At 63.5% G+C, this 13,735-nt stretch carries 14 protein-coding genes; 7 read left to right on the forward strand and 7 right to left on the reverse strand.

Annotated features, from left to right (window positions below):
* Nucleotides 1-88: 88 nt before the first annotated feature.
* The 3 genes from AC5STB_RS19415 to tgt form a co-directional block, all read right to left on the reverse strand.
* Entirely contained in the window at nucleotides 89-748 is a 660-nt protein-coding gene (locus AC5STB_RS19415; RefSeq protein ID WP_495444411.1) for a hypothetical protein, read from the reverse strand.
* Nucleotides 749-881: 133 nt separating this feature from the next.
* Nucleotides 882-1,967 (reverse strand): alkene reductase, encoded by a 1,086-nt coding sequence (locus AC5STB_RS19420; protein WP_495444412.1) that lies wholly within the window; start codon nucleotides 1,965-1,967, stop codon nucleotides 882-884.
* Between the two features lie 139 nt (nucleotides 1,968-2,106).
* Nucleotides 2,107-3,237, reverse strand: coding sequence for a tRNA guanosine(34) transglycosylase Tgt (tgt, locus tag AC5STB_RS19425; protein WP_495444413.1), 1,131 nt, complete (start codon nucleotides 3,235-3,237; stop codon nucleotides 2,107-2,109).
* Between the two features lie 70 nt (nucleotides 3,238-3,307).
* Between tgt and rimK the strand changes: the two genes are divergently transcribed.
* From rimK to AC5STB_RS19440, 3 genes are all read left to right on the forward strand, one after another.
* Nucleotides 3,308-4,714, forward strand: a complete 1,407-nt coding sequence (rimK, locus tag AC5STB_RS19430; protein WP_495444414.1) for a 30S ribosomal protein S6--L-glutamate ligase — start codon at nucleotides 3,308-3,310, stop codon at nucleotides 4,712-4,714.
* A 257-nt stretch (nucleotides 4,715-4,971) separates the two neighbouring features.
* Nucleotides 4,972-5,862, forward strand: coding sequence for an SPFH domain-containing protein (locus tag AC5STB_RS19435; protein ID WP_495444415.1), 891 nt, complete (start codon nucleotides 4,972-4,974; stop codon nucleotides 5,860-5,862).
* The gene (locus tag AC5STB_RS19440) at nucleotides 5,862-6,137 is read left to right on the forward strand and encodes an NfeD family protein (RefSeq protein ID WP_495444416.1); all 276 of its coding nucleotides are present in this window, start codon (nucleotides 5,862-5,864) and stop codon (nucleotides 6,135-6,137) included. The genes AC5STB_RS19435 and AC5STB_RS19440 overlap by 1 nt, the downstream gene beginning before the upstream one ends.
* Nucleotides 6,138-6,193: 56 nt before the next feature.
* Here the strand turns inward: AC5STB_RS19440 and AC5STB_RS19445 are convergent, their stop codons facing one another.
* Nucleotides 6,194-6,946: a hypothetical protein gene (locus AC5STB_RS19445; protein ID WP_495444417.1), complete on the reverse strand. Its 753-nt coding sequence runs from the start codon at nucleotides 6,944-6,946 to the stop codon at nucleotides 6,194-6,196.
* Nucleotides 6,947-7,189: 243 nt separating this feature from the next.
* Between AC5STB_RS19445 and AC5STB_RS19450 the strand changes: the two genes are divergently transcribed.
* The 4 genes from AC5STB_RS19450 to tpiA all read left to right on the forward strand — a co-directional run bounded on the left by AC5STB_RS19450 (nucleotide 7,190) and on the right by tpiA (nucleotide 10,309).
* The gene (locus AC5STB_RS19450; protein WP_495444418.1) at nucleotides 7,190-7,552 is read left to right on the forward strand and encodes an SUF system Fe-S cluster assembly protein; all 363 of its coding nucleotides are present in this window, start codon (nucleotides 7,190-7,192) and stop codon (nucleotides 7,550-7,552) included.
* Between the two features lie 119 nt (nucleotides 7,553-7,671).
* Complete coding sequence (locus AC5STB_RS19455) at nucleotides 7,672-8,895, forward strand: glycerophosphodiester phosphodiesterase family protein (protein ID WP_495444419.1); 1,224 nt, start codon at nucleotides 7,672-7,674, stop codon at nucleotides 8,893-8,895.
* 166 nt (nucleotides 8,896-9,061) lie between these two features.
* Nucleotides 9,062-9,421, forward strand: coding sequence for a HesB/IscA family protein (locus tag AC5STB_RS19460; protein WP_495444420.1), 360 nt, complete (start codon nucleotides 9,062-9,064; stop codon nucleotides 9,419-9,421).
* Between the two features lie 138 nt (nucleotides 9,422-9,559).
* Nucleotides 9,560-10,309: a triose-phosphate isomerase gene (gene tpiA / locus AC5STB_RS19465; RefSeq protein ID WP_495444421.1), complete on the forward strand. Its 750-nt coding sequence runs from the start codon at nucleotides 9,560-9,562 to the stop codon at nucleotides 10,307-10,309.
* Nucleotides 10,310-10,497: 188 nt separating this feature from the next.
* Here the strand turns inward: tpiA and AC5STB_RS19470 are convergent, their stop codons facing one another.
* The 3 genes from AC5STB_RS19470 to AC5STB_RS19480 form a co-directional block, all read right to left on the reverse strand.
* Nucleotides 10,498-11,874: a TRAP transporter large permease gene (locus tag AC5STB_RS19470; protein WP_495444422.1), complete on the reverse strand. Its 1,377-nt coding sequence runs from the start codon at nucleotides 11,872-11,874 to the stop codon at nucleotides 10,498-10,500.
* Nucleotides 11,874-12,551 carry a TRAP transporter small permease gene (locus AC5STB_RS19475; RefSeq protein WP_495444423.1) on the reverse strand — a complete coding sequence of 226 codons (678 nt, stop codon included), beginning with the start codon at nucleotides 12,549-12,551 and terminating at the stop codon, nucleotides 11,874-11,876. Before AC5STB_RS19475 ends, AC5STB_RS19470 begins: the two co-directional genes overlap by 1 nt.
* 100 nt (nucleotides 12,552-12,651) lie before the next feature.
* A complete protein-coding gene (locus AC5STB_RS19480; protein WP_495444424.1) occupies nucleotides 12,652-13,653 on the reverse strand; it encodes a DctP family TRAP transporter solute-binding subunit in 1,002 nt (333 codons plus the stop codon).
* Nucleotides 13,654-13,735: the final 82 nt, after the last annotated feature.

A 13,735-nucleotide genomic window follows, 5' to 3' on the forward strand; every position in this document is an offset into this window, starting at 1 on the left:
CGGGACCACAAGGGCGCAAATGCAGGAAGGGTGAGCAAATAATGAAGGCCGCGCAGAGGCGGTCCTGTGGATAACTCCGCAAGGGCCATCAGCGCCGCAGCAGGGTGATCAACCCGCGCTCCAGCCGCCCGCCCGGACCGGTTTCCCGGTAGGTGCCGCTCATCCGGGTCTGGTCGATCAGAAACAGGCGGATGTCCTGCCGCAGCACCTCTCCAGTACCGGAATCATGCTCTGCCAGAAGGTTCAGCCGTAACAGCTGATCCGCACTGCAGGGCAGCGCGCCCAGCGTCAGTTCATCCAGAAAAACCTCCGTGCCCTCAGCCAGGTCGCCGCGGCCCACGCTCCCGGCCCTGAGCCCGGTGCCCGGCTTCACTGGTGCACGGTCCTCCACCCCGATGGGCAGGAACCCCAGAGCAGCGGAATCCGCCACCATCCGGCCGTTGCGGAAGGCCAAGCGCAGCACCTCGCCCGTGCGCTGCGGCAGCGGCACCATTTCGATGCGCCCGCCGGTATTCAGCGAGATTTCACCCGGCCCCTTCTGCACGATCCACTGCCCGCGCAGCGCCTCCGAGCCGCCCTTGATCAGGTCTTCCAGGGATATGCGGCAGCCATCCAGCGGCGGTGCTTTGAAAAAACTCGATGCCTCTGCCAGCGACCCCGGTGCTGTGTTGCTCTGCGCAGTCTGCGCTTCTGCCGCCGGAGCACTGCCCAGCAGGGCGGCCATAACCAGCAAACGCAACAATGTCATCGCCATCCTCCGCATTTTGGCGGCAGGATAGCGGATCAGGTCTTCATAACAGGTGAACGCGGGCGCATGGCCCGCTAACGGCGGCCGGGCGTGTTCTGCCCGGCCGCAAACCCCTGATCTGAGGGAACGCGGGCTATTCGGCCGCTACCTGCTCCAGCACCGGGTAATCGGTAAAGCCCTCGTCTCCGCCGCCATAGTAGGTTTCCGGATTGCCTTCGTTCAGCGGCGCGTCCGCTGCCAGCCGGTCAACCAGGTCCGGGTTGGCGATGAAAGGGCGCCCAAAGGCCACGAGGTCGACCTCGCCGGAAGCCGTCCGCGCCAGCGCGGTTTCACGGTCATAGCCATTGTTGGCCATGTAGGTGCCGGTGTAAAGCTTGCGCAGAGCGTCGAAATCACCGTCCCGTGCACCGCCGGTTTCCCCTTCGACCATGTGCAGATAGGCCAGGCCATAGCTGTTCAGACGCTGGATCAGCGGTGTGTACAGGCCCCCCGGATCGCTGTCGGACACATCGTTGAACGTAGCAAAGGGCGACAGGCGCAGGCCAATGCGGCCGGCCTCCCAAACCGTCAGCAGCCCGTCCAGAATTTCGAAAACGATCCGGGCGCGGTTTTCCGGCGATCCGCCATAAGCATCGGTACGGGTGTTCACACCGTCTTTCAGAAACTGCTCCAGCAGATAGCCGTTGGCCGCATGCAGTTCGACACCGTCGAACCCTGCATCCTTGGCGTATTTTGCCGCCTGTACATAGTCGGCGATGACCCTCTGGATGCCAGCTATGCTCAGCGCCTGCGGCTTGGCCGTCGGCTCAAAACCATTGCGGGTGAAGGTCTGGGCCTCAGCCGCGGCATCGGTGGATGACACGGCCTTGGTACCTTCGGGCAGCAGCGAGTCATGCGTGATCCGCCCGACATGCCACAGCTGAACGACAATCTTGCCGCCCTTCGCATGGACCGCATCGGTAACCTTGCGCCAGGCCGCGGCCTGCGCTGCCGTGTGGATGCCCGGGGTCTGGATGTACCCTTTGCCCTCGGGGCTGATCTGGCTGCCCTCGGTGATGATCAGGCCTGCGCCCGCCCGCTGGGCATAATATTCCGCATGCCGGTCCAGAACCTCGCCGGTCTGGTCGTCAGCCCGGTTGCGGGTCAGCGGCGCCATGACAATGCGGTTACGCAGCTCGATTGCACCAGCAGTGCTGGCGGAAAACAATTCTTGGCTCACGGGGATTTCCCTCCGGTCAAAGTTTCCAGCAACAGGAACGTTGCCGGAAAGACCTGAGCATTCTGCCCCACGCGTTCAAGCAGGGGGCGGCCAGAACTGCTGCTCACCTGCGCACAGCAAACTGTTCAATTGCGCGGCTTTACAGCCGCTCAATATCGCCCTGCGCGCGGGTGTCGCGGAAACCCTTCTGCCAGGCCTCGAACGTCCCGGCAGCAATCGCATCCCGCATGCCCTGCATAATCTCTTGGAAGTAATGCAGGTTGTGCCAGGTCAGCAGCATGCCGGAGATCATCTCGTTCGAGCGGAACACATGATGCAGATAGGCGCGGGAGTAGTTTGAACAGGCCGGGCAGGAACACTGCTCATCCAGCGGCCGCGGGTCGTCCTGATGGCGGGCGTTCTTGATGTTCACGACGCCATAGCGGGTGAACGCCTGCCCCGTGCGGCCCGACCGCGACGGCAGCACGCAGTCCATCATGTCGATACCGCGGGCAACGGCACCGACGATATCGTCGGGCTTGCCCACCCCCATCAGGTAGCGCGGCTTGTCCTCGGGCAGGAAACCGGGGGCGTAATCCAGGCAATCAAACATCGCCTGCTGCCCCTCGCCCACGGCGAGACCGCCCACCGCGTAGCCCTCGAAACCGATCTTTTTCAGCGCTTCGGCGCTTTCCTCGCGCAGGTCCGGCTCCAGTCCGCCCTGCATGATGCCAAACAGCGCATGGCCCGGACGGTCGCCAAAGGCCTCGCGGCTGCGCTCCGCCCAGCGCATCGACAGGCGCATCGACTCGGCGATGCGGTCGCGGTCCGCAGGCAGCGCCGGGCATTCGTCGAAACACATCACGATGTCCGACCCCAGCAAGCGCTGGATCTCCATCGAGCGTTCCGGCGTCAGCTCGTGCTTGGAGCCGTCCACATGGCTCTTGAAGGTCACGCCTTTCTCAGTCAGCTTGCGCAGACCGGCCAGCGACATCACCTGAAACCCGCCGCTGTCAGTCAGGATCGGACGCTCCCAGTTCATGAACTTGTGCAAGCCCCCCAGCCGATCGATCCGCTCCGCCGTCGGGCGCAGCATCAAGTGGTACGTATTGCCCAAGAGGATATCCGCCCCGGTGGCGCGCACGCTCTCCGGCATCATCGCCTTGACCGTTGCGGCAGTGCCAACCGGCATGAAGGCAGGCGTGCGGATTTCGCCGCGCGGGGTATTGATAACGCCCGTGCGCGCCTTGCCGTCGGTTGCCTTCAGTTCAAAGTTGAAAAGCTCTGCCATCTCGTATTCCTGCCGTTACAATCAAACCGGCACCCCGGTGATTCACCCCTAATGCCAAGGAGCCAACTCCATGTCCACAGCCGACGCCGCGCCGCAACTGAAACTCGGCTGGGAGGAATGGGTCAGCCTGCCGGACCTCGGCCTGCCCGCCCTGCGGGTTAAGGTGGATACGGGCGCCCGCACCTCCTCGCTGCATGCCACCGGGATTGAAACCTTCGGGCCCGCAAACGCCCCCAAGGTGCGTTTCATGGTGCACCCGATCCCCGGCCAGTACGATCTGGAAATCCCCTGCTCTGCCCTGATCAAGGACCGGCGCGAGGTGACGTCTTCCAATGGCGAAAGCGAAATGCGCTTCGTGATCGAGACGCCGATGGAGATCGGCGGCCAGTCCTGGCCGGTGGAGCTGACGCTGACCGACCGGCGCGGCATGGCCAAGCATATGCTGCTGGGCCGCCAGGCGCTGACCGAAAACGTGACAGTTGTCCCTGGCGAACGCATGTGCCAGCAGGAGCTGGACTATTCCGTCTACGCATCTTCCAATATCCGCAAATCGGCACCCAAGCGCGCCCTGCGCATCGCCGTGCTCAGCCGCGAGGACAACTACTCCACCCGCCGCCTGGTGGAAGAGGGCGAAAACCGCGGCCACACCGTGGAGGTGATCAACACCACCCGCTGCTACATGGCGCTCAATGCGCTGGCGCCGGAAATCCACTATGACGGCAAGCGCCTGCCCCGCTACGACGCGGTGATCCCGCGCATCGGTGCCTCTGTCACCCAATACGGCACCGCTCTGCTGCGCCAGTTCGAAACGCTCGGCACCTTTTGCGTCAACGGCTCCGAAGGCATCACCGCCAGCCGCGACAAACTGCACGCGCATCAGATCCTGGCGCGCCACAAGATTGGCATGCCCGCCACCGCCTTTGCCGCCTCGCCCAAGGACACCGGCAGCCTGATCCAGATCGTCGGCGGCGCGCCGCTGATCGTGAAACTTCTGGAAAGCACCCAGGGCAAGGGCGTGGTGCTGGCGGAAACCAAGAAAGCCGCCGAAAGCGTCATCACCGCCTTCCGCGGGCTCAAGGCTAACTTCCTGGTGCAGCAATTCGTCAAAGAGGCCGCGGGCGTCGACATCCGCTGCTTTGTGGTCGGCTCCAAGGTGGTCGCGTCGATGAAACGCTCAGGGGCTGAGGGCGACTTCCGCTCCAACCTGCACCTGGGCGGCAGCGCCGAGACGGTCCGCATCAGCAAGGAGGAGCGCGCAACCGCCGTCCGCGCAGCCCGCGCCTTTGGCCTCAATGTGGCGGGCGTCGACCTGCTGCGCTCCGAAGCCGGCCCCAAGGTGCTGGAAGTGAACTCCTCTCCCGGGCTGGAAGGGATCGAGAAGACCTCTTCCAAGAACCTCGCCGGGCTGATCTATGCGGAGATCGAGAACCGTGTCCGCCCGGCACCGGTGCGCCGCCTCAAATCCTCCAGCAGCTGACACCGCGCGGCAGTCCCTTACTGCGGGGGCTTGCCAGCTTGCATCGCCTTGCGCCATATACCCGTTTGACACCGGCCAAGTCTTGAATCCGTGACCGGTTAAACCCATTTGTATACCATTGCACACAAGGGTGCGTGCCATTGAACAAGGCTAAAATGCCAGGCGCACAGCCCCTGCCCGGCGGGCCGCCGGAACCGGCAGCGCAGACTGCGCCGGCCGCTCCTGCGGCCCCCGCTGACCAACCTAAGGAATTTTACATGAACGAAGACCTGATTCTTGAGCTGCTGGCCGGCAATCTTTTGTACCTGCTGGGCGCCCTGCTGCTGATTGTCGTCGTCCTGAAGGGCGTCAAGATCGTGCCGCAGTCAGAAAAATACGTGGTCGAGCGCTTCGGCCGCCTGCATTCGGTGCTTGGCCCGGGCATCAACTTCATCGTGCCGTTCCTGGATGTGGCGCGCCATAAGATCTCGATCCTTGAACGCCAGCTCCCGAACGCCACTCAGGACGCAATCACCAAGGACAACGTGCTGGTGCAGATCGACACCTCGGTGTTCTACCGCATCCTGGAGCCGGAAAAGACCGTCTACCGGATCCGCGACGTGGACGGCGCCATTGCCACCACCGTGGCCGGTATCGTGCGTGCGGAAATCGGCAAGATGGACCTCGATGAGGTGCAATCGAACCGCTCCCAGTTGATCACCCGCATTCAGGAAGCGGTTGAGACCGCGGTGGATGACTGGGGCATCGAAGTGACCCGCGCCGAAATTCTGGACGTGAACCTGGATCAGGCCACCCGCGACGCCATGCTGCAGCAGCTCAACGCCGAACGCGCCCGCCGGGCAGAGGTCACCAAGGCCGAGGGTCAGAAACGCGCCGTCGAGCTGCAGGCCGATGCCGAGCTTTATGCCGCCGAACAGACCGCCAAGGCCCGCCGCATCCAGGCCGAGGCCGAAGCCTATGCCACTGAGGTCGTGGCCAAGGCGATTGCCGAAAACGGGCTGGAGGCAGCGCAGTATCAGGTCGCGCTGAAGCAGGTGGAATCGCTGAACGCCCTGGGCAAGGGCGAAGGCAAGCAGACCATCTTGGTCCCCGCCCACGCGCTGGAGGCCTTCGGCGATGCCTTCAAACTGCTGAGAGGAGGCAAGTGATGGACACGGCTTTCTGGGCCTTGTGGTGGGTCTGGGGCGCCGCAGCGCTGCTGCTGGTGATACTTGAGGTGCTGGCGCCTGGTTTTGTGTTCCTGGGCTTTGCCATCGGCGCCGCGGTGGTGGCCCTGCTGCTGCTGGCCGGTGCCGGCATCGGTCTGGCGCCGCTCCTGCTGATCTTTGCAGCGCTGTCGCTGGCGGCCTGGCTGATCATGCGCCGCTTCTTTGCCTTGCCCAAGGGCCAGGTGAAGACCTTCAACCACGATATCAACGACTGACCGTTGGCCGGGGCGCCCCGCGCGCCCCGCCCGCACACCCCGCCTGCCCTGCGGCCTCAGAACCGCAGCCCGGCCCCCGCCAGCAGGCTATGCGTCACCGCGTCATGGCGGAAAAACCGGGGCGTGCCGCGGCTGCCTTCTTCATACTCCACCCCCAGCCCGCGGTAGAGGACGTAGATCGAGGCGTTCTTCCAGCGGTGGTGGATCAGCCCGCCCATCAATGACCAGCTCTGCTCCGACCCGGCGCCAAAGCCGCCGATATCCCCCTCCAGGGTAAAGCTGAACTCGTCCGACAGCCGGCGTTCCCAGCGCATCCCCGCAACCGGATCGGTCCAGTCCGCCCCGCGCCCCAGGGTGGCGCCCGGCAAGCTGGCAGTCACATCCACATCCCAGTGGCGCACACCGCCGAACACCTCGAACAGATCCCGGCCGCGTCCGAACCTGTAGGTCAGCAGCGCCTCGCCCAGGTTCTGGTCATAACGCACCCCGCCCGCCTCCTCCGGGCTGAACACATCCGCGTCGGCATCCAGCACCGCATAGCGCAGGCGGAAGCCGAAGTTGCTGTCGTGGACCCCCTCGAACTGCAGCATCCCGCCGGCCTGCAGCTGGTCCAAAACATCGCCCGCATCAATCGACACATCGCCCCCGGCCCTGCCCAGCTCAGTTGTGCTGTCGATCGCAGGCGCCACCACAAACGGCGTCAGCTGCCACTCCCAGCTGTCCCCGGCAGACGCGGTCACGGCCCCGGCTATGGCCGCCGCCGCCAGCACGCTGCGGACGGCCGCTCGCAGGACAGAAGGATTTCGCATGGCGCCTCCCATGGCCGGCCGGGCACAGCACAACAGACAGCACTCACATGCAGGTCCGCTGCAGCCTGGCAGCCGTTTCTAAAAACATCGTGGGGGAACCACAACTTAGAGCGGCCACTGGCCCAAATCAAATCTGCGGGCAAATTCCTGTGCAATTCCTTTGCCGCAGGCGCGGCCGCCGCCTCTGGACGCCGGGCTGCATATTTCCTATATAAATCGTCGGAAAATAGAACCGGGATCCCCATGACCAACCCTGCCGAACCGCTTGAAGGCGCCCCGCTGATCGCGCCCTCCTCCGTCAGCCACCCGCTGTACGAAGCCGTCGTCGACGCCTGCCGCACCGTCTATGACCCGGAAATCCCGGTGAACATCTACGAGCTGGGCCTGATCTACACCATCGACATCAACGATGAGAACGACGTCAAGATCATCATGACCCTGACCGCGCCGGGCTGCCCGGTGGCAGGCGAGATGCCGGGCTGGCTGATTGATGCGGTCTCGCCGGTTGACGGCGTCAAGAGCGTCGATGTCGAGCTGACCTGGGAGCCGCCCTGGGGCATGGAAATGATGTCCGACGAGGCCCGCCTCGAATTGGGCTTCATGTAAGCCACCCGGGGTCCCCCCAATTTGTCACAAGACTGTCTTGCGCCCGTCATGCGGGCGCAATCCGGCTGTTACACTTGCGCGCCACACTCGCCGCAAACTGACAAACCGGAGAAACCCCTATGCGCCTTGCCCTGACGTCGGCAGCCGCCCTGCTTATGTCCACCGCCGCCTTTGCCGCCAATCCCCCTGTGCCGGCGGATGCAGGCCTCAGCTACGGCCCCCGCCCTGCCTATCTGATCTCCAAGCTGCCGGAGGGCGCGCTAAAGGAAAAGCTGCAGGCTTGCGCGGGCCAGACGCCCCAGCGCACAGATTTCTCCATCGGCCACCGCGGCGCGCCGCTGATGTTCCCGGAACACACCGCCGAATCCAACATCGCCGCCGCCCAGATGGGCGCGGGCATCCTCGAATGCGATGTCACCTTCACCAAGGATCTGGAGCTGGTCTGCCGCCATGCCCAGAACGACCTGCACACGACCACCAATATTCTGACTTCGGATCTGTCAGAGACCTGCATCACGCCTTTCGCGCCCGCAGACGGCGAAACACCTGCCACTGCCGAATGCCGCACCTCTGAAATCACGCTGGCTCAGTTCCGCACGCTGCAGCCCAAAATGGACAGTGCGGATGAAACCGCCACAACCCCGGCGGCCTACCAGCGCGGCACCGCGGACTGGCGCTCCACCCTGTTTGCCGGCGGCGCCACCTCGATGACCCACGCGGAATCGATCGCCCTGTTCAGGTCAATTGGCGCCAAGTTCACCCCGGAACTGAAATCCCCCGCGGTGGAGATGCCCTTCAACGGCTTCAGCCAGGCCGACTACGCCCAGAAACTGATCGACGAATACAAATCCGCCGGCATCCCCGCTTCTGACGTCTGGCCGCAAAGCTTCAACCTCGATGACGTGCTCTACTGGATTGAAAACGAGCCGGAATTCGGCAAGCAGGCGGTGTTTCTGGACAACAGCTACGATCTCGAAGATTTCGACCCGAACAACCCGGCGACCTTCCCGCACGACTTTGCCGGTCTGCACGCCAAGGGCGTCAACTACATCGCGCCGCCGATGTGGATGCTGGTCACTTCTGAGGATGGCAAGATCGTCCCCTCGGCTTATGCCAAGGCGGCCAAAGACGCCGGCCTCAAGCTGATCACCTGGACCCTGGAACGCTCCGGCCCGCTGGCGACCGGCGGCGGCTGGTACTTCCAGTCCGTCGCGGACCTGACCGCAGACGACAGCATGTACTACCAGCTCCTGGACGTGCTGGCGCAGGACGTTGGCGTCGCGGGCGTGTTTTCTGACTGGCCCGCCACCACCACCTATTACGCGAACTGCATGGGGCTCTGACCACCGTCCCCCGATGATGGACCCCATCAGTGGCCGCCTCCCTGCCCAGGAGGCGGCCCCTTTTAATTCTGCATACCGGGTATATCTTATTGCTTCCCCCTCGTATCCGGGGTTGAGCCGCCCCGGCAGCCATCCTAGATAACAAGGGAAGCGCAAGGAGACATACATGTTCGGCATTCCCGGCAAACAGGCGGTGACCATGACGCCCAAGGCTGCGGCCCAGATCGCCAAGCTGATGGCAAAGGACGGCTGCGCCGGACTGCGCATCGGCGTCAAGAAGGGCGGCTGCGCGGGCATGGAATACACCATGGAGTATGTCGACCAGGCCGACCCCAACGACGAAGTGGTCGAACAGGACGGCGCCCGCATCCTGATCGCCCCGATGGCGCAGATGTTCCTGTTCGGGACCCAGATCGACTATGAGGTGACGCTGCTGGAAAGCGGCTTCAAGTTCAACAACCCCAACGTGGCCGAGGCCTGCGGCTGCGGCGAGTCGATTTCCTTCAAGGAAGCACCCGGCACCTGATCCGGTGCACACGGAAAGAAAAGACCGGGCGGGGCTTTCCCCGCCCTTTTGCTTTTTAGACCGGCGCCCAAGCGAATTGCGCCGCCCCGCTGCCGGTGCTACCAGTCACGCCCAAACAGAACATTCGGAGGCACCCCCATGCGGCGGAAACTGGCAGCAGGCAATTGGAAGATGAACGGCACCGGCACGAACCTCGCTGAACTGGCGGCGCTTGCGGAAAGCCATGGCGCCACCGCTGCCGACATCCTGATCTGCCCGCCCGCAACCCTGCTGTCGCGCGCCGCGGACGCTGCCAAGGGCAGCGCCGTCGCCATCGGCGGCCAGGACTGCCACGCCAATGCGTCCGGCGCCCACACTGGCGATCTGTCGGCGGCCATGCTCAAGGACGCAGGCGCTTCTGCCGTGATCCTCGGCCATTCGGAACGCCGCGCCGACCACGGCGAAAGTGACGCGCTGGTCTGCGCCAAGGCCGAGGCTGCCATCGCAGAGGGCCTCACCGCCGTCATCTGCATCGGCGAAACCCTTGCAGAACGCGAAACAGGCGACACGCTCAAGGTTGCCGGCACCCAGCTCGCGGGCTCCGTCCCTGCGAATGCCACCGGCGAGAACACCGTAATCGCCTATGAACCGGTCTGGGCCATCGGCACCGGCAAGGTGCCGACGCTGGAACAGATTGCCGAAGTCCACGACTTCCTGCGCGCCGAACTCAGCACCCGCTTCGGAGCTGAGACTGCGGACAGCATCCGCCTGCTCTACGGCGGCTCGGTCAAACCCTCCAACGCGGGCGATATCTTCGCCGTCTCCAACGTCGACGGCGCGCTTGTCGGCGGTGCCAGCCTCAAGGCTGCGGATTTCTCCCCGATCATCACCGCGCTGGAAGCCAGCTAACCGGCGCCCTGCGGCGCTGGCCCCGGATTTGAGTATTTTCTGGAAAGATGAAGCCCGGGCGGTTTTCATCTTTGCCCAAATACTCCGGGGTGAATTGGCCCGACGGGCCAAAAGGGGCAGCGCCCCTTCCCTGAAACAAAAAACGCCCCGGTCTCCCGGGGCGTTTCCTTTTTTGCAGGGCTATTAGCCTACTTCGTTATGATCTCCGGCCCCATCACCGCGTTTGGCAGCACCGTGGACAGCCAGGGCACATAGGTGATTAGGATCAGGAACACGAACAGCACCGCCAGGAACGGCAGGGCCGCGCGCACCACCCCCATCATCGGCATACCCGCAACACCCGAGGTCACGAACAGGTTCAGGCCCACCGGCGGTGTGATCATGCCGATCTCCATGTTCACCACCATGATGATGCCCAGATGGATCGGGTCGATACCCAGCTCGATGGCAATCGGGAACACCAGCGGCGCGACGATCACCAAAAGGCCCGAGGGCTCCATGAACTGGCCGCCGATCAGCAGGATAACATTCACAACCACCAGGAACATGATGGGTCCAAAGCCCGCCGACAGCATCGCATTGGCGATATGCTGCGGCACCTGCTCATCGGTCAGCACATGCTTCAGGATCAGCGCGTTGGCGATTACGAACAGCAGCGTAACGGTCAGCTTGCCCGCCTCGAACAGCGTGTGCTTGGTATCGCTGTGGAAGAACGCCGTGACCAGCGCATAGGGCTTCTTGATCAGCGGCGTCTTGGCTTCGCCCTCGCCGTTCGACAGCGGCCCCATGTCTTTGTAGACAAAGCTCGCAATCAGGAAGGCATAGACCGCCGCCACCGCCGCCGCCTCAGTGGGCGTGAAGATACCGCCATAGATGCCGCCCAGGATGATCACGATCAGGAACAGCCCCCAGCCGGCCTCGCGGCCGGAGGTGATGATCTCGCCCCAGCCCTTCCACTCGCCCTTGGGCAGGTTCTTGACCTTGGCCATCACATAGATGGTGACCATCAGGAACAGGCCCGCCAGCAGCCCCGGTATGACACCGGCCAGGAACATCCGCCCAACGGAGACCTCAACCGCCGCCGCATAGACCACCATCACAATCGACGGCGGGATCAGGATGCCAAGCGTGCCTGCGTTACAGATCACACCGGCCGCGAACTCCTTGGTGTAGCCCACCTGCCGCATGCCTGCGATCACGATGGAGCCGATGGCCACCACAGTTGCCGGAGACGACCCGGACAGCGCGGCAAACAGCATACAGGCAAACACGCCCGCAATCGCCAGCCCGCCCGGCAGATGGCCCACGCAAGCGATGGAGAAGCGGATGATCCGCCGCGCCACGCCGCCCGTGGTCATAAAGCTGGAGGCCAGAATGAAGAACGGGATCGCCAACAGGGTGAAATGCCCCTCAAAGGCTTCAAACAGCGTGCCTGCAACAGAGGCCAGCGAACTGTCGGAGTAGATCAGCAGAAAGATGGTGGAGCTGAGACCCAGGGACACCGCAATCGGCACCCCGATCAGCAGCAGGCCAATCACCATCGCAAAGAGGATTACCACTTCCATCAGTCATGCTCCCCGCGCTGTGCCTGCACCTGGGCGATTTCATCCTCGACCTCATGGCTGGCGACCAGCCGGTCGGCCTCGCCGCGGGCGATCTGGAACGCCGCCTGAATAAAGCGGAACACCAGCAGCAGCATCGACACCGGCAGCACCACATACGGCACCACCTTCGGCAGCTTCTCGTAAGACTCGCCGTAGTTGATCAGATCCTCCAGGAACCGGAAGACCGCCACCATCGGCACGTCCTGCACCTCATAGAAGCTCTGGCTGCGCGCCTTCATGTCCAGCCCGGTCGGGAACCAGCGGCCCGAGGTGGGCGGCAGGTCGGCAAACACTGCCCAGTAATCATAGGCGCCTTTCAGCAGCAGCAGCGAAAACACGATGCAGCAGGCGGCAGCAAACAGCCCCACCGCCTTGCGTACGCCGGGCGCCAGCATGTTGACGATGGCATCGACGCCCAGATGCGCGTGGGTCTTGACCGCATAAGACGCGCCCAGAAGCACCAGCCAGGCAAACAGGAACACAGTCAGCTCCAGCGCCCACAGAATATTGGAATTAAACACAAACCGCGCGATCACATTGGCAAATGTAATTGCCGTCATCAGCCCCAGGAGGAGCGCGATCAGAGTTTCTTCGAGTGAATTGATAAGCCCGCTCGGGCCGGTTCTGGACCCCGCCATGGCTGCCTCCCAAGTTTTGCGGAAAGAAGGGGTGCAGGCGGCGGATTCCCGTGCCGCCTGCGGTCACGGGGCGCCCGTAAAGGCACCCCGGATGTGGCCTTTAGAGGCCAGCGTTGATGGCTTGCGCGGCGTCGATCTTTTCCTGGCCGACGTCGCCTGCAAACTTCTCCCAGACCGGCTTCATCGCCTCGACCCAGGCCGCGCGCTGCTCGGGGGTCAGCTCGCGCACCACGCCGCCGGCGTCGATGATCGCCTGGCGCGCCTCGCCGTTCACCTTGGTCGACTCGGCGTTGCGCACCGCGGTCACCTCGTTGAGGATGGTCACGAACTGGTCACGCACCGCCGGGTCCAGGCTGTCCAGCCAGTCAACGGACGTCACCACCAGGTAATCCAGCGCGCCGTGGTTGGTCTCTGTGATACCGTCCTGCACCTCAAAGAACTTCTTGCCGTAGATATTGGACCAGGTGTTCTCCTGCCCGTCCACAACACCCTGCTGCAGCGCGCCGTAAACTTCCGAGAACGCCATTTTCTGCGGGCTGCCGCCAATTGCTTCCATCTGCGCCACCAGCACGTCGGAGGACTGCACCCGGAACTTCAGCCCGTTGGCGTCCGACGGCTCGACCAGCGGCTTGTTCGCCGACATCTGCTTCATGCCGTTGTGCCAGTAGCCCAGCCCCTGCAGGCCGCGGCGCTGCATCGAGTTCAGCATCTCCTGACCGGTCTCGGAGGCCTGAAACGCATCAACTGCTTCGATGTTCTTGAACATGAACGGCAGGTCGAACAGGCGGAACTGCTTGGTGAACTTCTCAAGCTTCGACAGGCTCGGCGCGGCCAGCTGCACGTCGCCCTGCAGCATCGCCTCCAGCACCTTGTTGTCATTGTACAGCGTGGAGTTCGGATAGACCTCCATGCACATGGTGCCGTTCATTTCCTCATTCACGCGCTTTTCCAGCAGCGATGCGGCAATCCCCTTGGGGTGCTTGTCGGTGTTGGTAACGTGGCTGAACTTCACCACGATCTCGCCGTCGTCACAGGCGGCAGAAGCTGCGCCTGCGGAAACAGCCAGGGCCAAAGCGGTAGCGGCAGTTGTCAGGAATTTCATGGTCTTTTCCTCCCAGAAAAATCGTCTGTAAATCCGATGGTGCGCTCAGCACATGGCTGAGGCCTGACCAAAGCATCCCAAG

The sequence above is a fragment of the Leisingera sp. CC-HEC093 genome (assembly GCF_059429195.1).